Origin of the sequence: Ruegeria sp. HKCCD7251, assembly GCF_013031165.1 — a bacterium.
Lineage (GTDB): Bacteria > Pseudomonadota > Alphaproteobacteria > Rhodobacterales > Rhodobacteraceae > Ruegeria.
In genome coordinates this window covers 453955-478294 of record NZ_WPZC01000003.1, presented here as the reverse complement: position 1 = coordinate 478294, position 24340 = coordinate 453955, and the positions used below count along the sequence as shown (strand labels likewise).

Here is a 24340-nt window from a genome sequence, read left to right as displayed (position 1 = left end):
AAACACGACCACGTCGCAGCAACACCTGGACGGCATGACCCGCACGACCTACCGAGGTTCCGCAACGCGGCGGCCAAGGAAGACTGGGAATGCGTAGCCAGTGGATTTGGACAGCGCCGGTATGATGCCGGGCGCGGTGTTTTGCTGAACAACGGAGCGTTGCGGCACCTCGGAAACGTGGACGCAATGGCACGCGATGTACCGGCACGACATCCAAAACACTCTGGCTGCATTATTTCGGTCAAACGAAAGCAGCAGTAGCGCCAGTCTGGTAAAGGCACATCTTGAAACCTTTGAGGAATTCTTCCGAGTGGGAAGCTGGTTTCCAACCAAGGTTAAGTTGAAGAATAGACATCAACCGAAGGTGTCATGTCTCAGAAGGTTAATGAGGCATACAATATACCTTTCTGAGTGCTGTTTGGGCATCCGGCTCGGATCATCGGATGCCCCAAAAAACCGACTAGGAATTTCGCAAAAAAGCGAAACCTCTACGAGAAGGAGTCCTCCATGAGTTCTAGATTGGTCCTTCTGCTTGCTGCCGTCGGCCTCGTGCCAATTGCGTTATCTTACGGTCTGATGCCCGGCAGTTCGATCCCAGTTTTGCTGGGATTTCCGGTGGAAGGGACGAACCAAACTCACGTGTTCCGAGCGATTATGGGTCTTTACCTGGCAAACGCGTTGTTTTGGTTGGCGGCCGCTTCGAAACCAGAATTACAACGCCCTGCGCTTTGGGTTCTGTTTTTGTTTATGTCGGGACTGGCCGTTGGACGCATGCTAAGCATTCTTATCGATGGAGTTCCAAACGGGCTACTTCTATTTTATCTTGCGGCCGAGATAGCTTTTGCAGCTCTGGCGGCGGTTTCCCTGAGAAAAGTACAATGAAAAATGACCGTTGGCACGGTTCACTCGCTTCAAGGGGCTGAGCGACCGATCATCCTGTTCTCACCGGTCTATTCCAAACATGCCGACGGGCATTTCATCGACATGTCGCCAAGTATGCTGAACGTGACCGTATCGCGTGCAAAAGACAGCTTCCTCGTCTTCGGTGACATGGACGTATTTTCGTCGGCTGCGAAGGGTACGCCCAGATCGGTCTTGGCTGAGTGCCTGTTCTCTCAGAGCGATGGGGTGCTTGAGTTTACTGCGCAGCCGCGCTCCGATCTTCAGGATTCAAGTCACCCGCTTTCGACACTAAGAGACGCAGAAGAACACGATCGGTTCCTGAAAGATGCCCTGTCCACAGCCCGCGAAATGACCATCGTCAGCCCATGGGTCATTGCTTCAACAATGAAACGTGCTGGGTTACTCGATGCCTTCCAAAGTGCAGTGGCGCGCGGGGCAGAAATCGATGTCTTCGCGGATCCTCTGTTGAACCAGTTGAAATACGACGATGGCGTAACACAGCTGGAAGCAGCAAAATCGGCGCTGCAGGAAGTGGGTGTTCGTGTTCACGAGGTGCGCCAACTGCATAGTAAAATTGTCATCGTGGACGCCAATCGTCTTTGCATTGGATCTTACAACTGGCTGAGCGCTGATCGAAAAGGCCGATATGCACGCCATGAAACGTCAATCGTCTACAATGGCTCGCATCTTCAAAGCGAGATTGATGTCATCAAGCAAAGCCTAGGTGCCCGCGAGAAACGCTAACTCCTCCGCGAAATCACTCTTTTTACCCAGTCTGCTGTGCGCTGGCGGGGTGGTTTCGCGCTTTCTGAAATCTGCGCTGTTTGATCTGGTGAAGCGACATACTTTCTGTCGAAAAGCGCCAATCTTTTGTCGACGCGATGAGGCTAACTTGCTATAATTTAAAGATATTCCGAAAATTTTGACGCCAAACTTCGTGTCATCTTACATCAAACAGAGTCATGCGTTTAGGCTTCCAAGGGCCGATGTTGGTTGTTTGCCATCTATGAAAATCACCTGTTTGCGGGAATTTTGGCACCATTGAGGGCTTTGCCCGTCGTCATGCACAGTTCTTGGGTCATCGCGCATTTCCAAGCCATTCGGACCGGCTTTGTATTTGTGCAGTTAACAGCAGGTGTGACGTCGGAGTCCTTGCGGGGGCTGGGACAAGGTAAAATGGATGTGTTATCTTTCAAAAACAGGGCCATACGAAAGGGATTCGAACGTGCTGACGCGACACCAGACAGCCGTATGGCGAGCAGAGGGTTAGGATGAAGCTTCGGCACCGTCGCCTTTTTTCCCCAACCATGTCGCAGGCCGCGTTCAAAGGGTTGAGGCTGCTTAGGCAAGGCACGCCGCCAAGCTGCGATCCAAGGGCCGAGAGGTTTGTGTTGCGGCAACAGAAGGTTCTGGCTGCTCCGATTCCAAAGGTTGCCAGCCGCACCTTTCAGGCGATGTTTGCTCAGGCCAGCGGCAATGCGTCGGGTTATGAATTCGATAGCACGCCCGATGAAATTGCCGCCGGGTTTCCGGACTATTTTGTGTTCTCATTTGTACGCAATCCCTGGTCTCGGGTTCATTCGTGCTGGAAGGACAAGATTGCCGATGCAGTGACGGCGTCAAAGCTGTCGATTCTGTCGCGGTTTGAAGGAATTCGCCCGTTTATGCCGTTCCCGGAGTTTGTCGAGTGGCTGGACAGCGACTATGGAAGCGATGCTGTGGCGGACCGCCACTGGCTGTCGCAGACGCGCCACCTGTCCACCAGCGCGGGTGTGCAGATCTGCGATTTCGTGGGCAAGATCGAAAGCTTTGATGCTGATCTCGATAGGGTTGAAAGCCTGACCGGTGTGACGTTCCCCAGAATCGCAGCGCAGAATGTCAAACCGGCCGCAGAAAGCTATCACACGGCGTTTGATGAGCGCACCCGTCAGATCATCGGCCGGCGCTATGGCGAAGATATTGAGGCCTTTGGTTACCGGTTCGATTGAGAGGCGTCTGCGAGTGGAAAAGCTCAATTTTGATCCCATACCCTGTTTCACGGGCGTCGCTATGAACGGCTTCCGTACAGCCTGACTCAAGGCATCAGGGGATACTGTTTTCTATCCGGCAACAGTAACTGCCTTGCGTTTCACGCTAGTGAAATATTATTGCAGATATTCACGTAAACTGATATTAACTTACTGAAAATTATAGGTTTCTACTTCGGAAACAATTCGTTTCCGCAAGAATCGTGGACACAGTTTTGCCACAATGTCATCATCGTACGGTGGGCGGCATGTTACTGTTTTGAGCGCATACCGGTTTTTTCATTGACTGGTTAGAGGGGGTTGTAGAGTGCAACTTGCCGCCCCGCGACTTTCGCTACAATTAGTGTATGAGCGTCGGCCTTGTGTCGGGTGCTTGGGCGTGGCTCAGATCGGTCAGGGCGCACTCACGAGCTTGGTCGCATCCGTGTATGAAGGATCATCACTTCTGTAACCGGCTGCGATATTTGCAAGATGTTGACGGCGCTTTGCCATCCCGTCTGTCTGGGGGATTTGCAGGTGGTCCAGAATCTGTGCCCAGCGATGCAGCCAGTCGTGTTTTTGCGTTGCCGCTGCGAGGTTGATCCTGCGCATGCGGTCCAGTTCAGCGGGGTCGTCCAGCAAAGCAACAATTTGGTCAATGGCCGCGTCAGGGTCTTCGGACAGCCTGACCACGGACTCGGGCCAGTCGAAATACCGTTCATAGTCTTCGGTTTCGGGGGCGTAGCCAACCTGCGCGGCCCCGCCCGCTATGCCTTCCACGTGGCGCGGTCCCCACGCGATGTTGCCTTTTATCTGATCTTCGTGGCCGATTTTGGCGATATCGACCATGAACAGTTTGGAATGCTGAACGAGATTTGCCAGCAGATCACGGTGCACGCGGTGTTGCGCGGTAACGGGTGGCTTGGTCGCCGAATCATAAAGGTAGAAACCGCCGCGTTCCTTGATCTTTTGAAGCAACCTGTCATGCAATTCCGGACGTCTGCGGCCCATATAATAAACGTCGATCGGGCGGTCCGAAGTTGCTGCTTCTGGTGCAAAGCGAACCATGTCAGCCGCGCCAGGCAGGTGAATGACGGGTTTTCCTGTTATGCGCTGAAGGTCATCGCAAGTTTCAGCAAAGGCGCAGCAGATCAGGTCGAATTGGGCCAGATATTTGATAAGCGGCAGATGAAGATCCAACTCCTTCGACCAGACCTCTTCCAGAACACAGACGGCCAGACCGCAGCGTGCGCGCCAGTTAGAAATCGCGTCCAGCGCCAAAAGCTCTTCTGGTTTTTGCGCATCGCAAAAGAACAGGTCGTAGTCGCGATCCAGTTTGGTTTTCTGCACGCCGGACGGCCAGTGCCTGAACAGATCCGAGCGTTTGGACAGCCACCGCTTGGGGTTAAAGGGCAGGCGCCGTTCCTTGGCGCGCTTTGGCGCCAGAATCTCGGCGTTTTCGATTTCGGCAATCACGTCTTCGAACTCAAACCCCGAACAGCGCGAGACGTTGTCGTTCAGGCTGCGCTGGGAGAAAATCAGAACTTCTCTGGGCGTCTTTGCGGACGGGGCTGGGCTGGTCAAATACGTATTCCTTTTAAGGATTCCAGACAAAATGTATTTCACAACCACGACGTGGCCTATTCAAAGACTTTCTTCCCGAACCTTTCAACTTGCCCGGCTGATTGCCCTGTAAGATCGAGATTTCAGCATTGCCCGGACGATATCGGCTGACCGCTTCAAAAACTATGGAAATAATCCGCGTTGTCTGGTTAAGTTTTTACGTCTGGTTCACTTCGCGGGCTCTTTTTTAGGGTCATTTTTCTTACCACTGATCCACGCCCGGTCTCAGAATCTGAACCACCCGATATTTGGTGACCGTTGGAACAGGCGGATGGTTAATGATTTTTACTGAAACGCCTTTGCAGGGCGCTTTTGTTGTCGATCTGCAGGAAATCTCGGATGATCGCGGTTTTTTTGCCCGCGCCTTCTGTGCTGAGGAATTCGAACAGCACGGCCTCAAACCAGCGGTCGCACAGGTAAACCTCTCATATAACGAGAAAAAGGGAACGATCCGTGGCCTGCATTACCAAAACGCACCTGCGGCCGAGGCCAAGTTCATGCGTTGTATCTCGGGCGCTATCTACGACGTTATCGTCGATCTAAGGCCGGAAAGCCCGACCTATCACCAGCATTTCGGAATTGAGCTGTCCGCGCAGAACCGTCGTGCGCTGTACGTGCCAGAGATGTTTGCGCATGGCTATCTTGCACTGACGGACGGCGCGCAGGCGTTCTATTCCGCCAGTGAATTCTACACGCCCGGTGTGGAGGGGGGGATTCGATACGATGACCCTTCTCTCGGGATACAATGGCCCATTAAAGTCAGTATTGTTTCCGAAAAGGACGCGTCCTGGCCTCTGCTGGACACGTAACGCCCACAGATTCTGTGACCGGAGCTTGAAACCAGATGAATTTGAAGACCCAAAATTCAAAAGTGCTGGTCACGGGTGCCTCTGGCTTCATCGGTCGGGCTTGTGTGCGAAACCTTGCTGCTGCCGGGTACAGGGTCATCGCGACCCATCGAACTGATCCACCGCCGCCAATGGATGGCGATGTGGAGTGGGTAAAGGTCGACATGGAAGATACCGCTGCGGTCAGAGACTTGTTGCAGGGCCAGAAGCCCAGCCACTTGCTGGCCTTGGCCTGGTATATGGGGCCGAGCAACCAGCAGTCGCTGGAAAACTTTCGCTGGGTACAGCATTCGGTGGATTTGCTGTTCTCTTTTGCCGAGGCCGGGGGGCAGCGTGTCGTGTTTTGCGGCTCGTGCATGGAGTATGACTGGAGTGCGCCCGTCAAACTGCGCGAAGGCGTGACTCCGCTGGTTCCGGCCACGGAATATGGCGCGGCCAAAGCTGGCCTTTCGGTTGTATTTGAACGGATGTGTGCTGCGCTGGGGCTATCTGGTGCATGGGCGCGGCCGTTCTTCCTGTATGGACCGGGTGAAAGCCCAAAACGGCTTGCGGCGGATGTGATCGTTTCGCTGCTGGAAGGTCGCGAAGCCCTGTGCACGCATGGCCGTCAGAAACGGGACTTTCTGCATGTCGACGATGTTGCTCGCGCTTTGGTTGATCTGCTGGGCAGCGATCTGCAAGGCCCGCTGAATATCGGCAGCGGCACCGCGATCCCGCTGGCCGGCCTGATAACCGAGATCGCCCGTCAGATCGACGCCGAAGACTTGGTTCGGTTGGGCGCACGGGAAGCACGCGCAGGTGATCCGCCCTTGGTCGAGGCTGACAACTCGCGCCTGTGTCGCGAGCTGGGTTGGTCCCCGAAGTTTAATTTGGAAACCGGAGTTGCGGATACCATCGCCTGGTGGCGCCGCGAAATTGTGAAAGAATCCTGATATGAGTAACGAGAACATAGTTATCCTTGGCTCTGGCATGGCCGGACTTGGCGCGGCGCATCATCTACATTCTGAGGGCGTGACGAGCAGAATGTATGACAAGAACCCGTTCCCCGGGGGCCATACCGCGACCTTCGCCCATGACAGCGGTTTCATCTTTGACGACGGCCCGCATATCTCGTTCTCGAAGGACCCTCGCATTCAAGAGCTGTTTTCAAGCAATGTGGATGGCAAGTTTGAGAAACTGCAGGCTTACGTGAACAATTATTACCACGGCGCATGGGTCAAACATCCGGCGCAGGCGAATTTGCACAACTTGCCGGATGAGCTGAAAACCCAGTGTATTCTGGACTTTATCGAAGCCTCCAAGCAGGACGTGGTGGAAAAACCCGCCAATTATCTGGAATGGTTAATCTCGGTCTTTGGTGAGACCTTTGCCACGCATTTTCCAGCGGTTTATGGCAAGAAATACCATACCGTTGACGCCGATCAGATGAGCACGGTCTGGATGGGGCCGCGTTTGTACCGCCCGTCGATGGAAGAGGTGATCCGCGGCGCGGTTTTCGCGGAAACGCCGGACGTGCACTATATCACCGACTTCCGCTACCCGACCGAAGGTGGGTTCATTTCCTATCTCAAGCCGTTCATGAAAAAGACTGACCTGCATCTGGATCACAAGGTTGTCGCCATTGATCCCATTGCAAAAACTGTCCGTTTTGAAAACGGCGTGACCGAAGAATATGGCAAGCTGATTTCATCCATCCCGCTGCCTGACCTGATCCCCATGGTCAAAGGGGCGCCCCAGCATGTTCTGGATGCTGCGGCAAAACTGGCCTGTACCACATGTGTGACTGTGAATATCGGGCTGGCGCGCGACGATTTCACGCCTGCGACCTGGACATATATTTACGATGAGGACATCGTCTTTACCCGGTTGAGCTTCCCTCACAAGATGTCGACCCGGACTTGCCCGCCAGGATGCGGCTCTATTCAGGCGGAATGCTACTATTCACACAAATACAGACCGTTGGACGTCGCGCCCGAAGAGCTGATCCAGCCGGTGATTGATGACCTCGTCAAAATTGGCCTGATCGCCGATGACGAAAAGATTCTGCACACGGATGCCCGGTTGATTACTCACGCCAACATCATCTTCGACCTTGACCGCGAGGAAGCTCTGCCAATCGTTCACAAGTGGCTGGACGAGGTTGGCATTACCTATGTTGGGCGGTTCGGGGAGTGGGGTTATCAGTGGACGGATGAAGCGTTCAAATCCGGTGAGCGCGGCGCCCGAACCGTCATTCAAGAGCTTCAGGCCATCTAGCGCGGCGCGTACCGATCACGAAGCGATCGGCACGGTTCTGCGAAAGTCCTGATCCAGTTGGTTTTCCTGCAATAGGGCCTCCAACTGGGCCAGACGTTTGTACTTGCGACCTTCGAAATCCTCGACCTGCAGGTCGCAGGCCTTGACCGCATCATATAATTGCTGTGCCCCCCGGACTGCGTCCCATTTGGGTTGAAAGCCCGGGATGGACTTTTCGATCTTGGCTGAACTGACCCGGTATGACCGGTTGTCAGGTCCGGCATCGGCCGCATAGTCGATTTTTGCACCCGGAACCGTGTCGGCCACGATCTCGGCCAGATCGCGGATCTGATAGTTGTTTTCGGTTCGGCAAACGTTGAACGCCTCGCCCGAAATCTCGGTAGGATCGGCTTCGAGCGTGGCGAGGAAGGCACGGGCCATGTCTTCGACGTGGATGATCGGACGCCACGGCGTGCCATCTGACATCATCAGAATGCGACCCGAGGTATAGGCATGTGCGATCAGGTTGTTGAGAACAATGTCGAACCGCATTCGGGGGCTTGCACCATAAGCGGTCGCAAAGCGCAGGAAAGTGGGCGTGAAGCTGTCATCTGCCATTGGTTTCAGGTCTCGCTCGGCCAGAACCTTGGATACGCCGTAATCCGTCTGTGGGTTAAGCTGGCCATCTTCATCGACAAAATCCTCTCCGGCCCGGCCATAGTTCGAGCAGGAGGACGCGAAAACAAGCCGACGCACACCAGCGGCCTTGGCCTGTTTAGCCACATGGACCGTGCCTTCGTGGTTGATCTGCTGTGTCAGGCCGGGGCGAAGCTGTCCCAAGGGATCATTCGACAGGGCCGCCAGATGCACCACCGCGTCAAAACCTTCGAGGTCGTCAACCGTCAGGTCGCGAATGTCCTTGCCCAGGTTCGGGATTTCGGGAACGGCACCGCCGGGCGCGAAATCGGCCCGGTCAAAGAGATTTATATCGCACCCAGTCACCTGGATTCCCGCCTCGGCCAATACCGGGGCGGTGACCGTCCCCACGTAGCCGAGATGACCCGTTAACAGAACCTTTTGAATTTTCCCATGTTGCCCACGGTCGGTTGCCATTTTTCCACATCTCCTCAAGCCGGCGTTTATCCGCCAGATGGTCCATACAATACCAGAAACCAGGATGGCGGTAGGCCATCAACTCACCCAATTCCATCAGCTTGGGCAGGGGTCCTTCTTCCCACATAATCTCGTCGCCATTCACGCTGGCGACGGCGTCGAACACTTCGGGTTCAAGCACGAAGAACCCGCCATTGATCCAGTCGGCGGCTGTCTCGGGCTTTTCCATGAAGCCTTCGACCAACCCGTCCTCGCGCACTTGCAGATGCCCGAATGTCGTCAGCGGGCGCACCATCGTGATCGTGGCCAGCTTTCCGTGTGATTTGTGAAAGGCAACAAGAGCGTCCAGATCGACGTTTGAAACACCGTCGCCGTAGGTCAGCATAAACGTTTCGTCGCCCAGATACGGTTGCAGTCGGGCCAGTCGCCCGCCTGTCATGGTTTCCGTCCCGGTGTCGATCAGATCGACTGTCCAGGGCGGCATCTGCGCATCCAGAACACTGTTGTGATAATCGGGCTCGCCAAACAATTCGCGCTTGGCAAAGTCGATCCTGAGATTCCCGTCATACTGACACAGATCGGAAATATAGCGTTTGATCAGGTCACCCATGTAACCAAGGGCCAGCACAAAGTCATGATGCCCATAGGTCGAATAATGCTGCATGATATGCCACAGGATCGGCCGGTTGGCGATTTCGACCAATGGCTTGGGGCGAACGCGGGTTTCCTCGATCAGGCGAGAACCCTTACCACCTGCAAAAATGGCTGTTTTCAATGGTGCCTCCCGAACGGATACAAAAGTTGGAAAAAAGATTCAAAACGACGAATGGTCAAAGTCGACAATACAGGGCAGGTCGCTGTCAATCGTTGAAACCTGAGGCCTTGAATTAAAGCTGGCGACATCGAATTGATGGATTTGATTTGAGCGCACTGCCCAAAAACCTGTTGTCTATCTTCGCAGAAGTACCTCATGCCAATGACGCGCTCCGCAACCTGAAATCTGCGACCAGCGCTTTGGCGACAAGATTCGTTTTGGTCATGTACATGACCAGCAGGATCCACATCCCGTCCAGACGCCCCATAACATTGCTTTCAGTAATATTCAGAAAGATGAAACCCACACTCAGCGCGAACACGAGGACAAAGTCATCCCGGGGTTTCAGGTGTCGCATGCAGTAAAACACCGAGCTGAAGAACCGAAAGAAGGCAAGAAACAGCAGCACGACGCCAACAAAACCGATGTTCAGCCAGGTTTCGATCAGGCCGTTATGCGAATAGTAGGGCGTGAATCCAAGCTGGTACTGATTTTCGTAGATGCGCATATGGGGGGCCGCGTCGTGCCAATAGCCAGCATACCCATATCCCAACCAAAACCGATCCATGGCATAGGGCCAGGTCAGTTCCCAAATGGGAATCCTGTTGGACAGCGTGGGTTGACGCCCGATCATCGCAAATAGTGGCTCGGCAATGTCGGAGGCCAGGATAAGTGTTCCCATTCCAATCACAAACGCGGAAAACAGTATGAAGCCCAAGGCCCATAGAAACTCGAGCCGGGGCATTATTTTGGTAATGAGGAAACCCGAAATCACAAACAGCCCGATGATCTGCGCCGTTCTTGAATCGGAGGCAATCAAAAGAACAACCGCTACACCTGCTGTGATCTGAAAGAACATGCGCAGCCGTCCGGTCGTGATCTTCATCGCGAAGAATGACGACAGAATTGCCATTACTGAATTCGCGCCCAGCTCGTTCTTGTGCAGATAGATGCCGTTCCACGAGTTTTCCCACGGCGGCAATCCACGTGCTTGCGGAAGCGCTCCGATGGTGGCCAGGGACAGGGCCATGGAAAGGGCAAAATACATTGCCACGAACAGCACCAGACCCCGCATGGACATCATGCTGCCCAAGGTCAGGCCAAACAGGGTGGTCGCCGCCAAGGGAACGGTGCGCTCCATCGTAAGCAATCGATAATCGCTCCAGGATGCAGACAGAATGGCAATGATAATCATGAGCGCGATTTCGGGTGAGGCGAATGCGCCGCGCAACAGGTGCCGATAGTAAAGAGCAACGGTTGCAAGGATCGGCAACAGCGTGAGGATCTCGATCCGATTGGCAAGGTTGTTGCGATACAGGACGACAGACAGAAGGTCCGATCCGACCAGAATCAGAAAGACCATGCAGATCAGCAGGACATTGTGGTGGAACGAAGTGCCCGCCACCTGCTGATAGGGAATACTGCTAAAGGAATGCCTCATGACACGGCCAACAAACCCAAATACCCAAATGCTGAATACGCGATTCAACAGATCACTCAGAAAACTACAAAGCCAAGCCTAGCAAAGCCCAACGGCCTGAGTCCATCTTCGTGCTGTTTCCGTGATGGTTTGCGCACGGCAAATCCCAGTTTCACCAATAATTTCAGCAAATCGACATCGCGCGCGGAATATGGTTTAACAAATTCGGTTTCTGCGCCGGGTAGTCACGAGGCATTTTCAGGAATTGGCCCGCAAGCTGATGGGAGCGGCCCCATGTGAAAACTTCCAGGTGCATTGTGTCTTATGAGTTGATGTCAGCTTCTGACGGTTGGGTATTTTTATGACGGCTCCGCGCCCTATTACGCATAACGGACTTTCATGACGTGGTATTTTGTTCCCAGAATGCTGTCCGCATTCCTGTCTGTTGTGATCCTCGTGGTGATGACGCGTGTGCTGGGGCCGGCAGAGTTTGGGCGCTATACCCTGACCCTGCTGCTGGGCACGCTGTTGTTCTCGTTCACATTCTTTTGGCTGGTGATTTCAGTCGGGCGCTTTCACCACGCCAAGGAGTTCGAAGGCAAAACCATCGGAACGGTTCTGGGGGCTGCCGTCCTGATTGTCTTTGCTTTGCTGGCAATTGTGGCGATGTCCTACGTCATTCTGCCCTTTGCCTGGGCAAACAGCTTTTTCTATGCTGCCGTGTTTTGCATCAGCCATGCGATCCACGAGATCGGCGCCGTTTGCTTGCGGCAGTATAACGAAGGGCCGAAATTTGCGGCCGTGACACTGCTGCGTCATGCGCTGGGCGTGTCTTTGGCCGTCGCATTCATCGTCAATGGCGGCGGTTACGAAAGCGCCGTGATCGGAATTTCGCTTGGTGCCGCGCTGACAGGGGCCTATGCGGTGCTTGTTACGGTCGGACGGTCGCGCGTCTATTTCCCCAAACGGGCCGAGGCGAAAACATACCTTTTCTTTGGCTTTCCATTGGCCGTGGTCGGGTCAACCTCGGTCTTTCGTGCGATGTCCACCCAATCGTTGCTGGCGGTGCTGGTGGGGATCGAGGCGGCGGGCTATTTTGCTGCGGCTCAGGCGCTGACCATGCGGTCCCTTGTGCTGACGATGAGTACGCTTTCGAATGTGGTTGCGCCTTCGGTTTTTGAAGCGCACGAGGTTAAGGGAATTGCGCATTCCGACTCGGTTCTTGATCGCTATTTCTCGTTCCTGATGCTGATTTCGATGCCCATTGTCGTGGCGCTGGTCAGCGCGGCAGACGTATTCGCGAACCTGCTGTTTGACCACGGCTTTGCTCAGGAAACGGCCGGATACCTGCGTGTTCTGGCAATCGCGGCTTTTGTGACGGGCCTGCAGGGGGCTTATTTTAGCTATTCGTTCATGAGGTCCAAAAAGACCGGCTTGCAACTGGTCATTACGTTCGGGACGCTGATCGTGCATGCCCTGCTGTCGCTGGCTGTCATCAACCTGTTCGGAGCCCCCGGCGCATCTTATGCGTTCCTGGTCAGCAGCCTTGTCAGTTTTGTCGTGTATTTCTATATCGGACGAAAGGTCGATCCGCTGAAAGTCCCCGTTCGGGAATTGACCAAAGCCTTTGCAGGGGGGCTGATTTTTGTGCCGTTCGGTGTGATGGCTGAAGACGCTACAACGCTGCTCGTTCAGGCCGCTTTGCTTTTGGCTGGGTCTTTGGCGATGTTCGTCACTCTTGTACTCATTCGGCAAACCGCGGCTGTCACAGTCTGGAATAGAATACGGTCTCGGGCGCGTTAGCCGAACTTTGCCACTGCGGAAAAATTATACTTAACAATATATTAACCTCTGTTTGGCCACAGTTCCTTCAGTGTGTGGGCATAATTTTGCCCAGTTGCCATGGGTTTCTTGAATCGGGCGATTGGGTCCCTCGTGGTTAGCTGAATATGATGTTAGATTGTCACTGATCTCAAGATTTTGTGTCACTTGATGGCTTATCGTGTGGGGCGATCTATATTCAAAGCCAACTGCCTGAGCACACAAGAGCATGAGGTCAAAATGGCAGGTGAAATAAAGATGACAAAAGACCGAACAAGAGCAACGTAATAGATGGTAATCGTTTATCTTCTCTCTGGGCCGCTGGTTGCCGTTCTGTGCTGTGTCGCGCTGATTCTCACGGGCGCAAGTACGGGGGTGGCCGTGCTGGGTGGATTGCTGATTGGATGCTTTACGCCGTTTCTGGTTGCCGTTTTGCATTTCACGTTCAGCCGTAAGTTGCGCCTGAAAGTGTTCAGTAAACTGCCCTCGAAGATCGGTCAGTAACGAATTTGGAAACGGCGCACAGAAATGTGCCTTACTGTTTCCAATTTGGAAACCATTGCAGTCGGTTGGCCATCTGCTGACCCCCATGATGCCCTGTTTCGATGCAAAAGTTTGTGAGCTCCGTTAAACTCCAATAAATAAGTTGTCTCTTTATTTTAAAGGTGCGATCATATTGCGGGGCAATAATCCCGGTCGGTGTTGGCACCGAGTCGGGTTATAACATGGGTGGGATCACGCACTTGGTGCGCTGTACCCCAAATTCGAGCGAATAGAATTTGTAGTCGCCGTTGCATCCGCACTTAACGGAGCAGCGTGTGGCGAAGCGTATGTGGCATGTTTTGTCGCCGACGTTTTGAGTGCTGTTGTGTTGTCTTGGGGGTTATTATGAACCATGTTCGAAGTTCTATTCGGATAGAAGATTCTGAAATTTGCAAACCAAATCAAAACTCTATTTCTGAAGTTGTCGAGTTCTGCAATTTAAAAAGTTTTTACGCCGTCAAGGGTAAGCGTCTGTTGGACATCTTTCTTATCCTGATCGGTGCACCATTTGTGCTGCCAATCATTCTTGTCATTTCGATCCTTGTAAAATTGGATGGTGGTCCGGCCATTTACCGGCAAAGACGTGTGGGCATCGGCGGCAAGGAATTCGACTTTCTGAAATTCCGCTCGATGGTTCCGAATGCGGAGCGGATGCTGGAACAACATCTGAAAGAATGCCCGGCGGCGGCCGCTGAATGGCGCAAGCATCAAAAGTTGGAAAATGACCCACGGGTCACACGGTTCGGCCGGTTCATCCGTATGACATCGCTGGATGAGCTGCCGCAGCTTTGGAACGTCCTTGTGGGGGATATGAGTCTGGTTGGCCCGCGTCCGATGCTGCCTGAACAGCAGGTTCTATATCCGGGTCTGGAATACGGTTTGATGAAGCCCGGAATCACAGGTCTGTGGCAGGTTTCCGATCGCAACGATGTAGAGTTCTCGCATCGCGCGCTGTTTGACAGCGACTATGCAAGGCGAATCGGGTTCTGGTTCGACCTCAAGATTCTCTTCCGAACCGTAGGCGCAGTGTGTAACGCGACCGGTTACTGAAATTTCCGGGCTTGTTGCCTGCATGTTAAGTGGTGACCGAGATGACATTTGTACTGTGTGATTTGTGTGGTAAGGCGTCCGGCTGGATTGGCGATCAATTTCGGTCGTTTGCTCGTGGCCTGGTTGCGATATTTTTTACTCTTTACGCCGGAGCCGCCCTTGCGGATTTCGATCTTGAGCCCGGCGATAACGTCCGTGTGACGTTTACAGGACTGGATTACCTGTCTTTCGAATCGTTAATAGACGTACATGGTTACGTGAACCTGCAATGGCTTGGTCAGTTTGAAGCACAGGGTTTGTCGCTGGAGGAACTGGAGCAGCGCGTGCGCCTGGATGCCTCTGGCAAAATCGTGAAGCAATACAACAACAACGGTGAGATATTCATCATTCAGTTGGATGGTGATGAGATTGAGATTTCCCGGAACGGGTATCGACCGATCATCATTGGCGGGGATGTCGCGCGGACGGGCCAGATTGATTATCGACCCGGTGTCACAGCCCGCGAAGCCGTCGCGCTGGCTGGCGGTGTCAGAAGCCAGCTTTTGACCGATGACGTCACCATTGACCCCATTCAACTGATGCGCTGGCAAACAGCCTATGGTCAGGCGGCGCTGGACCAAGCGGAAGCGCTGACCCGGAAATGGCGTGTCACAACTGAATTGTTGCAAAATATGAACCACCCCGAGCCTATGATTGATGATGTTTCCGTATCGGAAACAGTTCTGGCAGATCTGATCGCTGAACAGATTAAGATTCGCACGGTGAACCTGGCCAATGAAACGGGTGAACGGCATTTCTTTGAAGATGCCGAGGAACAGGCAGGCGAGCGTATCGCGATCCTTCAAAAGCAAAAATTCCAACTGGCTAAGGCGCTGGCTGCCGACGAAGAAGAAGAAGCGCGGGTCATCAGTCTTGTGGATCGTGGTCTGGCGCCGGGTTCTCGTATCGCCGACACCCGTCGTACAACCGTTCTGTCCGCAACACGTCTGCTGGATGTAGACGAGGACCTTGCTGCGACCAGTCTGGTCCTGACCCGGCTCAGACGGGATCGCGAACAATACGAACAAGAGCGGTCTTTGCGTCTGTTGCAGGAGCGGCGGGATGCGAATCTGGCCATTAGGGAATCGACATTGCAAATGGACACGATCGCCAAATATCTGGCCGGGGCGTCCAATGAGATGGGGATTGATAGTCTAATTACCGACATCGACTACACGGTCAGAATTTATCGTTTGATCGAAGGTGAATTGCAGGCGGTTCAGGGGGACAAGCAAACACGTTTGCTTCCGGGTGACAGCCTGGAGATCAAGGTTGAAGAGTTGCTGCCCGAAGCGCCTCTGACCGAGTGAGCCCAGCAAATACATCACCAGTCAGAGGAGGCACATTCGGCGCGGCGCAAATTTGAAAAGCGGGTGTCCGTCCGCCTCGCCATAGTTGTTAAACGGGTAACGAATTTCGAATGTGGTTTTTAGCATGAAAAACGAAGCATCCAGCGTGGCGTCCATTGGTGTCGGTGTTTCCCCGCAATCAGATACAGCGAACATGACCACTTTGAAGGCCTTGATGCTGGTCGTCACATTTGCGGTCATGCAGATGTTGCCAGCGGCCATAAACGGGTTTCCTTTCGTTTTCTTTGACACGGAAGGGTATCACAAGGCGGGTGAAGCGGTGGTTCAGACGATTGCCGGAAAACCTGCCGAAGAGTTGATCGCTGAAAACACCGGATCACAAGCGCAGAGCGCGAATGAAGAGACAACTGCGCAACCGGGAAACTCGGAAAACGGCGGCAAGTTCGCGGTACCCATGTCACGGTCCCCATATTACGGGATTTTCGTGTACGTCTTTTTCGGTGTTCAGCCTTACTTGCTAGCGTTTTTTCAGTCGCTCATAGTTGGCTATGCTGCGTGGTTGACGGTCAGGCAGCTGTGCCCAGTTGATCCTGTAAAACCCTATCTGGCCGCCGGGGCGATTTGCGCTTTGGCGACACCGCTGCCGTATTTTTCGACTTACACCATGCCGGACATATTTGCGGCTTTGGCACCTATTTGCCTGTTTCTTCTGTGTTACGGCAGAAAGAATCTGTCGGTCCTTCAGCAAGTGTTCTGTTGGGTCACGTTGGCCGCCGCCGCCGCATTTCATAACAGCCATATTCTGGTGATCTTCGGATTGCTGACAATCTTGTTGTTCATGTCGATCTGGCCGCGGCTCAGGCCCACGTTTTCCGGTCTGCTTGTATCATGTTCCGCCTTTGGCGCAGGTGTGTTTGCGGTTTTCCTGTTCGCCTATGTCGCCTTCACCATGTTCGGAAGCTGGCCGCAAAGCATCCCCTTTTTGACCGCACGGGGGATCGAAGATGGACCGGTTGCGGAACTAATTGACAATGACTGCGAACAGCACGGGTTCACAATCTGCGGCGCGGCTCCGCTACAAAGCCGGGACTCGCAGCATTTTCTGTGGCACCCGGACGGGTTTTTCCGGTCGTCCGATCCGGACACCAAGCTGCAACTCAGCAATGAGGACGCCTCCGTTTTTCTGACGGCGGCACTGGAATACCCGGGGATGCAAATCGCGGCGTCGCTAAAAAACTCGGCCGAACAGTTCGGCCTGTTCGGGTTGTACGAGTTTGAAACGGCCAAGCGGGTCTTTCTTGAGCAGGCACCGCTGTTCATGTCCGAGGTCGATCTGAAAAATTACGGGGACTCGAAGGCCGTCACCGGAGCCTATCCGTTTGTTGCATTGTCAACCCTGATCTATGTGGTTGCGGCCTTCAGTTTGATGACAGTGTTTTACATCTACGCGTCACGACCTGTTTCAGACGCGGCCTTGGCTTTGGGCATCCTGATTTTGGCGACGCTTGTAGTAAATGCGGTGGTGTGCGGCGTTCTGTCGGATCCGCATCACCGGTATCAGGCGCGCGTTGTCTGGCTATTGCCGCTGTTGGCGACCTACCTTGTGTTTCATATCAATCAGCGTCGCGCCGGGTCTTAGGGTTTGGGGGCCTCATACTGCAGATAGCTGAGGCGGCGGGCCTCTCTTCTGCCGCGCGAAACAGTGTCGAGGATCAGGGCGCAGGCGATACAGACAATTGACATCAGGAACCCGGTCAGTGCTGCGAATAAGGATGGAAACCGTGCGACCTGACTTGTTTCCAGAAACTCCAGAAGCACCGATAGGAACACAAGGCCCGAAGGGATGAAGATCAGCCCGGCGAGTGAGAAAAAGAACAACAGTGGTTTCTCTTCCTTCACCAGAAAGCCGATCATGCGCAGGATTCTCAGACCATCTCCATAGGTCGACAGCTTGGACACCGAATTCTCGGGCCGTGCGCGATATTTGACCTGTACCTCATCAATCGGAAGCCGCATTTGAAGCGCGTGAACGGTAAGTTCGGTTTCGATCTCAAACCCGCTGGACATACTGGGAAAGCTTTTGACGAACCGTCGGCTGAACACCCTGTACCCCGACAGCATGTCCTCAAGGTTTCGGCCAAAGAACAGCTTGACCAATGAAGTCAGCATCCGGTTGCCAAATTTGTGGCCGGGCCGATAGGCTGCGTCATCCGAGTGTTTTCGTGCCCCGTTCACCATGTCCAGGTTGTTGTTCCGCAGCAATGCGATCAGCTCAGTGACATTGCTGGCGTCATAGGTGGCATCGCCGTCGGCCATGATATAAACGTCTGCCTCCACGTCCGCGAACATGCGTCGAACCACGTTTCCCTTGCCTTGATTTGTTTCGGATCGGACGGTCGCGCCCGCGCGCTGTGCCACCTCGATCGTCGCATCCGATGAATTGTTGTCGAACACATACACGTCGGCGTCTGGCAGGGCTTCCTTGAATTCAGAAACGGTCAGTTCAATCGCCGCTTCTTCGTTGTAGCAGGGTAAAATGATCGCAATCCGAACCGCATCATCCGAAGCAACGTGATCTGGGTTGCTACCCTTCACACCCGAAGCTGCCTCATCCTTCAACACGGCACTCATCCTCCAAAAAAACAAAAACACGGATTGACAGAATATGTTTTGGGATACCAGATATTCGCCTATGCCAAAAGAAAAATTGACATAAGGGTCAAAGCTCTAACCTGTTTTGCGGCCAATTTGCTGCGGTCTTTCCAGAGCTTTCGGTGGGGTCCAAGAAAAGCCCGGCCACTGGAAATGAGATTGTTTTATCGATGGCGACGATGGACTTGTGAACATGCCTTCCTCTCAGTTTTTCAGGTTCGTAATCGTGGGTGGTATCGCGTTCTTCGTGGATGCCGGTCTGCTGTTGCTGACAACCGAGTGGTTTGGACTGATCCCCGAGATCGGGCGCATTATCTCTTTCTGCGGGGCCGTCACGACAACCTGGTATTTGAACCGGACCTTTACTTTCGCCACTGTCAGCCGTCCGACACTGAGAGAATTCGCAAGCTATGTGTTGGCAATGAGCTTTGGTCTGGCGGTGAACTACGCGGTGTTCGTGGCGTTGATCCGCCTCAACGAGACAGCAGGTGCCTATCCGGTCATTGCATTGGTGCCAGCGACGCTGGCCGGGATGGTTATAAACTTTCTGTTCTCGCGGCGCATTTTGGGGTCGGGCCAGAACACGGAACAATGAAAACGGGCTAGCAACATGTGCAGTCTGAAAATGCCTACAGGAAAACTTGTTGTGTCAGGCGCTATCCCAGGTTGGGATCACCATATTTTTTGGCGCGTTTCAGATCGACACGCGTCGCAACCAGGGCCGCAGGTCTGACATCAGCGTTTTCCAACTCACGTATCGCTTGAAAGACGGAATTTCTGTGCGTGTCGTTCCATCTTGTAAACAAAATGACCCGTTGGGAAATCTGTGACAGATACGCAGATTCCACCGCCGCCAGCAGGGGCGGTGTGTCCAGAAGGATCACTTCGTACATATCGGACAGGGTGATCAACAAATTAATGAAGGCCGGAGAGCGCAGGAACTCTTCAACAAGCGATACCTTTGTCTCGGAATCCAGATTGCCGGCAAGCGGCAGGATATCCAACCCATCCTGAGGCGTCGCAACAATGTGTTCCTGAAAGGATGAGGGATTAGCGGTGCAGTATTTCAGTTCATCGACCGACAGTTTTGACAGATCTCGATAAGCAGACGCGACCGTATCGCAATCAATAATCAGCGTCCGGAATTTTGTCTTGGCGCAGACGGATCCGATCAACAGAAGGGATGATGTTTTCCCTTCATCCGGCAGCGCGGACGCGCCAGAGAAGATGACGCACCCATTGTTCGAGAAGCTCTGGTTGGGCTTGCCGTCCAGACTTTTCGAGAAAAACTCGACCGCTTGCGAGAAGGACGGCTCGCCCTGCTGGCGCAGGGATCGCAATCCAACGTCACTGCTGGCCAATAGCTTTTTGCCATATCGCACAAACTCGGGGTCCAGCTTTCCGTCATTGGTAAAGAACGCCTCGAATTGCGGGGCGTTTTTGATCTCGGGAAGGATCGCAGACAGTTTTACCCCTGTTGCGCTTTCGAATTCATAGGTGGTTCTGAGCCGCTTTTGGAAGATTTCGCGCATCACGGTCCAGCCGAGACCGGCGAAAATGATCATGAACATCACGCCGATGGATGTCTGCGACCGCTTGGGTTCCGACGGGTCGACCGAGACACGGGCCCGCTCGATAAGATGCGCACCAGCGTCCAGATAATCACCTTGTTCGGCCCTGCGCCCAAGCTGGGATACGAAGTCCCGGTAAATCGCTTCGGTGACCAGAATTTCATTTTCGATCCGCTTGGTGACCGAGTCGTGCTGAACCTGTTCGGCTTGCTGCGCGCGGAACACTTCGATGCTGCGGTTCAGGTCGTTCAGTTGGTCGTCCAACTGCTCTACCCGTTTTTCGGCAATGTCCTGCGCGGCGCTGATGCGCTTTAGCGCTTCCTCGGTATTGGCATCCTGTCCAAGGTCCGGCGGAAGCAACCCGATTTTCTTGGCAAAGTCGATCGCTTCTTGGGATTTTCCTTGCGCGCGCAGGGTGTGGATCGCGCTGGTTTGCTCTTTGATCCGGGCCAGCTCATTTTCCACCAGTTGGGCGCGCCGCTCGGCCTTAATGCGCTGGGCCTTGATGGTTGCGTATTCGTCCGGGGAATAAGGGATTTCGATAGAATGTGTTTCCAGATCCGAGCTCAATTTGTTCAGATCATCCCGCAAATGCCCGATCCGCGTTGTAAGCCAACTCTGGGATTGGACCAGATCATTGCGTTTCATGGTCGTCAGATTTGACAGGTATTCTGACGCAAGGCTGTTGGCGATGTCGGCCGCCTTTTGCGGTGACTTCGCCGTGACGCGAATCTGGTAGACCGCTGAAATATCGCCAATCTGTTCGATCCGTGTCGATTTTAGCAGGTTCTCAATGGTCGTTTCCCGCGCAAGCTCTTCCGCCGAGGAATCGCTGCCCACCACTTCGTCATTATCACCGCTCAGGGCGTCGACCAGACTATTCTTTAGGCTACGCGCCAGTGCGATTGGCGACAGGTTGATACTGGTGTCTTCCCCAGAAAATTCGGGATCCAGATAAAGCTGCATCCGGTCGACAACACCTTCGATCAAGTCGGTAGAGCGTAAAAGCTCAAGTTCACTTTCCAGCGATGTCAGCGAAAGCGGCAGGCCTGAAACGTAAGGCGTGAACTGCGTTTCGGTCTGAACACGGGTTTCCATCATGACTTTTGCGCTGGACGTGTATCTTGTGTCCGAGGTGTACGTGAAAATGTATGCTATAACAGCACCCACAAACCCCATTACCATGATCCACGGAAGTGAGCGCCTTATGGCCCAGGCAATATTGGACAGCGTTCTAAGCTCTGGGTCACCTGCCGAAGCAAGACCCGTCCCAGAGAGCTCCACATCTAATCCTCGGCGATACTGATCAGTCATGACAAAAAACAACGTGCGGTAAGGATAGGCCCGAGCATAGTGTCAGCGGGCTTGTATCAACAGTGAAATCAACAGATGGCGTCAACAATGGGTCTAGAAAACCATGATTGGCTACGAAAAGATAGGAAGTTTAGGAGGGTTTGCTAATTCGCACGGGGCTGCGCCGATTAACTGAGCAGTTCGTGGAGTATGTATTAGCGAGAATCGGCAGTCCTGATAACCTGCCGTTACTGTATGTGTTTTAACCAGTTGGCTATGAGATGAACAAGATTCTCGACAAGCGTTTGTCGCACACAATTGTAGGCGGTATGCCCGTCGCTCTCGTCAGCGACGCCGAGCTTACGTCGGCGATGCTGGACGATGTCGAACGGCGCAGGGCCGGGCAAAACCACCGCACATTGACAGTGTTCGATTCGAACGCACAGGGAATCTCGCTTTATGCCGAAGATGCACAATTCGCCAAGGCGATAGACGCGGCCGATATCATTCATGCCGATGGGCAGATCGTGGTCTGGGCCTCGAAGTGGACACAGGGGTCCAAGGGCATTCCCGAACGCACGGCCACTACCGATTTCATTCACTCAGCCGCTGCGGCGGCGGCGAAGAACGATGTGGGATTCTACCTTCTGGGCAGCACCGAAGAGATTAATCGCGGATGCGCTGAAGAGTTGACCGCCCTGTATCCCGGTCTGAGGGTCGTGGGCCGGCGAAACGGGTATTTTGATGCGTCAGAGGAAGAGGCCGTTATCGCCGACATCAACGCTAGCAAGGCCGATATCCTGTGGGTCGGGCTTGGAAAGCCAAAAGAGCAGTTGTTTGCCAACCACATAGCCTCAAAACTGGATCATTGTGCCTGGATAGTGACCTGCGGCGGCTGTTTTCATTTTGTCGTCGGGGATTATCCGCGCGCGCCTTTGTGGATGCAGAAAATGGGGCTAGAGTGGTTGCATCGCATGGCGACCGGTCCGCGATATCTGTTCAGAAGGCATATGCGGACGCTGCCGCATGCGTTGAGCATTGTGCTTAGAAAAGATGTGCCGAAGCGGTTCGAACGTAGGTAGAGAGGCGCAAAGACTGGCTGAACTGAATTTCCCGGAGTTTTGCCAGAAGTATTGGTAAGTTGGTTTGTTCAGAAGGGATTTCGTGTGGGGAAGGTGGATTTCATAGGAATCGGTGCGCAAAAGGCCGCGACGACTTGGCTGCATCACGTGTTGTCCGAACACAGTTCGGTGACGACGAATGACACCAAAGAGCTGAATTTCTTCACCGCGAATTTTGACCGGGGCTATGCATGGTACGAAAGCTGTTTCGCAGACGCCCCGCCCGGAAACATATGTGGAGAGTGTTCTCCAACCTACTTCTTCAGTTCAGATGCGCCCCGGCGGGCGCGGGCCTATAACAAGGACCTCAAGCTGATCTGCATCCTCAGGGATCCGATTGGGCGCGTGTTCTCGAACCATTTGCATGAGATTCGCAAAGGCCACATTGCGCCCTCGACTTCGGTCGAGGCGGGTCTGGCCCAAAACCCCGCCTATGTGCAGCAAAGCCAGTACAAGACCAATCTGGAAAACTGGCTGCAGCACTTTGACCGGGACGCCTTGCTGGTGCTGTTTTCCGAAGAAGTGGCCGCAAATCCAGACGAGTCCTATGATCAGATTTGCGAGCATCTGGGCCTTTCGGCCCGGGAAGGGTCAGAGGCGATTTCAGAAAGGTTTCATGAAAACATCACCTACAGGAACAAGACTTTGCAAAAGTCGCTTCGGTTCGGTGGCGATATGATGCGATCGCTGGGAATGGGTGACGGGGTGAAAAAGCTGAAGACCCTTCCGGGTTTGAAACAGATGTTGTCGATGAACAAGCAGCATTTGAACATCATGGTTCCGCCTCCCACATCTGAAACGCGGGAAAGGCTGGCGAACCAGTTCAGGCCCGACATGGAATTTGTGGCCGAACTTACAGGGCGTGAAACCCTGCCGTGGTCCACCTGGAGCGATCTGCGACCAGCGGATGCCGAGCAAAAGGGATAACCATGCAAGGATCATCGCCGACGCAAAACCCAGACAGGACTGGTGCAAGAAACCGGAACTGCAAGAGCGGAAACTTGCTTCGCCGATGACGGTTGAACAATCACATAAAGCTGCGCCGCATATCGCCATTTGCATTGCAACCTACTTGCGGCCTGAAGGACTGCGGAATTTGGTCGAAAGCCTGAACCGGCAAGTACTAGAAGCCCCCGGAATTCGTGTGACCTTGGTGATCGCCGATAACGCGCCTGACGCGCCAGCGACCGAGGCACTGGGCGATATCGGGAAGCTCAGCCATTGGTCGGTCATCTACACCATTGAATACGAACGCGGAATCGTGTCGGCACGCAACAGAACACTGAGCGAAGCCCCGGCTGACGCAGATTACATCGCCTTTCTGGACGATGATGAAGAAGCGTCCGAGGACTGGCTGGCGCAGATGCTGCAAACGATGGTTCTGCCGGACACCGTAGCTGTGCAAGGGACCGTAGAGCCCCGGTACCGGCAACCACCACCGGACTGGATCGAGGCGCTTAATCTTTTTCGAATGGGACCTTATGTGCAGGGGGCCGCGCTGCCGGCTGCGGCGACGAATAACGCGATGGCGGATGCGGCAATCATTCGGGAACGTGGCCTGCGGTTCGATCCGCGATTCAATATCACCGGGGGCGAAGACGAAGAGTTCTTTTCTCGGCTGCGGGACGGCGGTGGAACGATCCGGGCCGCAGCAGATGCGTTGGTATGGGATGATGTGCCTGAAAACCGCATGACAATGCGCTGGCTTGGCCGACGGTGGTTCCGAATGGGCAACACTTTAAGTCGCATCGCCCTGATCCGGCGGCGGGGTATCGCGACGCGCGCCCTGAAAAGCGTTGCGGCCATGGGCTGGGGTGCGCTGACCTGTTTGTGCCTCGGCTTCGGCTCTCGGGCCAGGTTTTACAGGGGGTGGCTCGAAATCCTCAGGGGGGCGGGCATGGTTGCGGGGCTGCTGCGCTTTGACTTTGCCGAATACAGCAGCGCGGCCGTCAAAGTCGACCGCGTGAAGGAGGGGTGA

At 54.0% G+C, this 24340-nt stretch carries 22 protein-coding genes; 16 read left to right on the top strand and 6 right to left on the bottom strand.

The features are described from left to right. The 4 genes from GOX75_RS11550 to GOX75_RS11535 all read left to right on the top strand — a co-directional run. The coding region (locus GOX75_RS11550; protein ID WP_171123194.1) for a hypothetical protein at positions 1 to 261 on the top strand (261 nt) is incomplete at its 5' end. A gap of 258 nt (positions 262 to 519) precedes the next feature. After that, positions 520 to 882: a DUF4345 domain-containing protein gene (locus tag GOX75_RS11545; RefSeq protein ID WP_254428742.1), complete on the top strand. Its 363-nt coding sequence runs from the start codon at positions 520 to 522 to the stop codon at positions 880 to 882. 3 nt (positions 883 to 885) lie between these two features. After that, a complete protein-coding gene (locus tag GOX75_RS11540; protein ID WP_171123192.1) occupies positions 886 to 1647 on the top strand; it encodes a phospholipase D-like domain-containing protein in 762 nt (253 codons plus the stop codon). Positions 1648 to 2174: 527 nt separating this feature from the next. Then, positions 2175 to 2891, top strand: a complete 717-nt coding sequence (locus GOX75_RS11535) for a sulfotransferase family 2 domain-containing protein (RefSeq protein WP_171123190.1) — start codon at positions 2175 to 2177, stop codon at positions 2889 to 2891. Between the two features lie 432 nt (positions 2892 to 3323). Here GOX75_RS11535 and GOX75_RS11530 read toward each other — a convergent pair whose 3' ends face one another. Beyond that, complete coding sequence (locus GOX75_RS11530; protein WP_171123188.1) at positions 3324 to 4493, bottom strand: glycosyltransferase; 1170 nt, start codon at positions 4491 to 4493, stop codon at positions 3324 to 3326. Positions 4494 to 4810: 317 nt separating this feature from the next. On the opposite strand from GOX75_RS11530, the gene rfbC reads away from it, so the two are divergent. The 3 genes from rfbC to GOX75_RS11515 are packed head-to-tail and all read left to right on the top strand — an operon-like array spanning position 4811 to position 7636. Continuing rightward, on the top strand, positions 4811 to 5341 hold the full coding sequence (gene rfbC, locus GOX75_RS11525; RefSeq protein WP_171123186.1) for a dTDP-4-dehydrorhamnose 3,5-epimerase: 531 nt from the start codon (positions 4811 to 4813) through the stop codon (positions 5339 to 5341). Positions 5342 to 5376: 35 nt separating this feature from the next. Continuing rightward, on the top strand, positions 5377 to 6312 hold the full coding sequence (locus GOX75_RS11520) for an NAD(P)-dependent oxidoreductase (RefSeq protein ID WP_171123184.1): 936 nt from the start codon (positions 5377 to 5379) through the stop codon (positions 6310 to 6312). A gap of 1 nt (position 6313) precedes the next feature. Continuing rightward, positions 6314 to 7636: an NAD(P)/FAD-dependent oxidoreductase gene (locus GOX75_RS11515; protein WP_171123182.1), complete on the top strand. Its 1323-nt coding sequence runs from the start codon at positions 6314 to 6316 to the stop codon at positions 7634 to 7636. Positions 7637 to 7651: 15 nt separating this feature from the next. Here the strand turns inward: GOX75_RS11515 and GOX75_RS20355 are convergent, their stop codons facing one another. The 3 genes from GOX75_RS20355 to GOX75_RS11500 form a co-directional block, all read right to left on the bottom strand. After that, entirely contained in the window at positions 7652 to 8662 is a 1011-nt protein-coding gene (locus GOX75_RS20355; RefSeq protein WP_371808153.1) for an NAD-dependent epimerase/dehydratase family protein, read from the bottom strand. Beyond that, positions 8589 to 9503 (bottom strand): glucose-1-phosphate cytidylyltransferase, encoded by a 915-nt coding sequence (gene rfbF / locus GOX75_RS11505; protein ID WP_217350997.1) that lies wholly within the window; start codon positions 9501 to 9503, stop codon positions 8589 to 8591. The genes GOX75_RS20355 and rfbF overlap by 74 nt, the downstream gene beginning before the upstream one ends. Before the next feature lie 193 nt (positions 9504 to 9696). After that, positions 9697 to 10983 (bottom strand): O-antigen ligase, encoded by a 1287-nt coding sequence (locus GOX75_RS11500; protein WP_171123178.1) that lies wholly within the window; start codon positions 10981 to 10983, stop codon positions 9697 to 9699. A gap of 378 nt (positions 10984 to 11361) precedes the next feature. Between GOX75_RS11500 and GOX75_RS11495 the strand changes: the two genes are divergently transcribed. From GOX75_RS11495 to GOX75_RS11475, 5 genes are all read left to right on the top strand, one after another. Beyond that, complete coding sequence (locus tag GOX75_RS11495; RefSeq protein ID WP_171123176.1) at positions 11362 to 12765, top strand: oligosaccharide flippase family protein; 1404 nt, start codon at positions 11362 to 11364, stop codon at positions 12763 to 12765. Between the two features lie 309 nt (positions 12766 to 13074). After that, positions 13075 to 13287: a hypothetical protein gene (locus tag GOX75_RS11490; RefSeq protein WP_171123174.1), complete on the top strand. Its 213-nt coding sequence runs from the start codon at positions 13075 to 13077 to the stop codon at positions 13285 to 13287. 513 nt (positions 13288 to 13800) lie between these two features. Next, a complete protein-coding gene (locus tag GOX75_RS11485) occupies positions 13801 to 14376 on the top strand; it encodes a sugar transferase (protein ID WP_171123172.1) in 576 nt (191 codons plus the stop codon). Between the two features lie 41 nt (positions 14377 to 14417). Further along, positions 14418 to 15725 (top strand): polysaccharide biosynthesis/export family protein, encoded by a 1308-nt coding sequence (locus tag GOX75_RS11480; RefSeq protein ID WP_171123170.1) that lies wholly within the window; start codon positions 14418 to 14420, stop codon positions 15723 to 15725. A gap of 124 nt (positions 15726 to 15849) precedes the next feature. Beyond that, positions 15850 to 17364, top strand: a complete 1515-nt coding sequence (locus tag GOX75_RS11475) for a hypothetical protein (protein WP_171123168.1) — start codon at positions 15850 to 15852, stop codon at positions 17362 to 17364. On the opposite strand, the gene GOX75_RS11470 is transcribed toward GOX75_RS11475, so the two are convergent. After that, positions 17361 to 18347, bottom strand: coding sequence for a glycosyltransferase family 2 protein (locus GOX75_RS11470; RefSeq protein ID WP_371808151.1), 987 nt, complete (start codon positions 18345 to 18347; stop codon positions 17361 to 17363). The two genes, GOX75_RS11475 and GOX75_RS11470, sit on opposite strands and share 4 nt — an antisense overlap. 223 nt (positions 18348 to 18570) lie before the next feature. Between GOX75_RS11470 and GOX75_RS11465 the strand changes: the two genes are divergently transcribed. After that, on the top strand, positions 18571 to 18972 hold the full coding sequence (locus GOX75_RS11465) for a GtrA family protein (protein WP_171123164.1): 402 nt from the start codon (positions 18571 to 18573) through the stop codon (positions 18970 to 18972). Positions 18973 to 19033: 61 nt separating this feature from the next. Here the strand turns inward: GOX75_RS11465 and GOX75_RS11460 are convergent, their stop codons facing one another. Then, entirely contained in the window at positions 19034 to 21232 is a 2199-nt protein-coding gene (locus tag GOX75_RS11460; RefSeq protein WP_171123162.1) for an AAA family ATPase, read from the bottom strand. Positions 21233 to 21522: 290 nt separating this feature from the next. On the opposite strand from GOX75_RS11460, the gene GOX75_RS11455 reads away from it, so the two are divergent. The 3 genes from GOX75_RS11455 to GOX75_RS11445 all read left to right on the top strand — a co-directional run bounded on the left by GOX75_RS11455 (position 21523) and on the right by GOX75_RS11445 (position 24340). Further along, positions 21523 to 22323, top strand: a complete 801-nt coding sequence (locus GOX75_RS11455; RefSeq protein ID WP_171123160.1) for a WecB/TagA/CpsF family glycosyltransferase — start codon at positions 21523 to 21525, stop codon at positions 22321 to 22323. 93 nt (positions 22324 to 22416) lie between these two features. Beyond that, positions 22417 to 23289: a sulfotransferase gene (locus tag GOX75_RS11450; protein WP_171123158.1), complete on the top strand. Its 873-nt coding sequence runs from the start codon at positions 22417 to 22419 to the stop codon at positions 23287 to 23289. Further along, positions 23270 to 24340, top strand: a complete 1071-nt coding sequence (locus tag GOX75_RS11445) for a glycosyltransferase family 2 protein (protein WP_171123156.1) — start codon at positions 23270 to 23272, stop codon at positions 24338 to 24340. Before GOX75_RS11450 ends, GOX75_RS11445 begins: the two co-directional genes overlap by 20 nt.

Excerpts from the sequence above, each read along its gene's own strand:
- GOX75_RS11465 (WP_171123164.1), top strand. The coding sequence starts at position 18,571 with ATGCCTTCCTCTCAGTTTTTCAGGTTCGTAATCGTGGGTGGTATCGCG.
- GOX75_RS11540 (WP_171123192.1), top strand. The coding sequence starts at position 886 with ATGACCGTTGGCACGGTTCACTCGCTTCAAGGGGCTGAGCGACCGATC.
- GOX75_RS11455 (WP_171123160.1), top strand. The coding sequence starts at position 21,523 with ATGAACAAGATTCTCGACAAGCGTTTGTCGCACACAATTGTAGGCGGT.
- rfbC (WP_171123186.1), top strand. The coding sequence starts at position 4,811 with ATGATTTTTACTGAAACGCCTTTGCAGGGCGCTTTTGTTGTCGATCTG.
- GOX75_RS11495 (WP_171123176.1), top strand. The coding sequence starts at position 11,362 with ATGACGTGGTATTTTGTTCCCAGAATGCTGTCCGCATTCCTGTCTGTT.
- GOX75_RS11515 (WP_171123182.1), top strand. The coding sequence starts at position 6,314 with ATGAGTAACGAGAACATAGTTATCCTTGGCTCTGGCATGGCCGGACTT.
- GOX75_RS11500 (WP_171123178.1), bottom strand. The coding sequence starts at position 10,983 with ATGAGGCATTCCTTTAGCAGTATTCCCTATCAGCAGGTGGCGGGCACT.
- GOX75_RS11490 (WP_171123174.1), top strand. The coding sequence starts at position 13,075 with ATGGTAATCGTTTATCTTCTCTCTGGGCCGCTGGTTGCCGTTCTGTGC.
- GOX75_RS11535 (WP_171123190.1), top strand. The coding sequence starts at position 2,175 with ATGAAGCTTCGGCACCGTCGCCTTTTTTCCCCAACCATGTCGCAGGCC.
- GOX75_RS11480 (WP_171123170.1), top strand. The coding sequence starts at position 14,418 with ATGACATTTGTACTGTGTGATTTGTGTGGTAAGGCGTCCGGCTGGATT.
- GOX75_RS11475 (WP_171123168.1), top strand. The coding sequence starts at position 15,850 with ATGAAAAACGAAGCATCCAGCGTGGCGTCCATTGGTGTCGGTGTTTCC.
- GOX75_RS11445 (WP_171123156.1), top strand. The coding sequence starts at position 23,270 with ATGCCGAGCAAAAGGGATAACCATGCAAGGATCATCGCCGACGCAAAA.
- GOX75_RS11520 (WP_171123184.1), top strand. The coding sequence starts at position 5,377 with ATGAATTTGAAGACCCAAAATTCAAAAGTGCTGGTCACGGGTGCCTCT.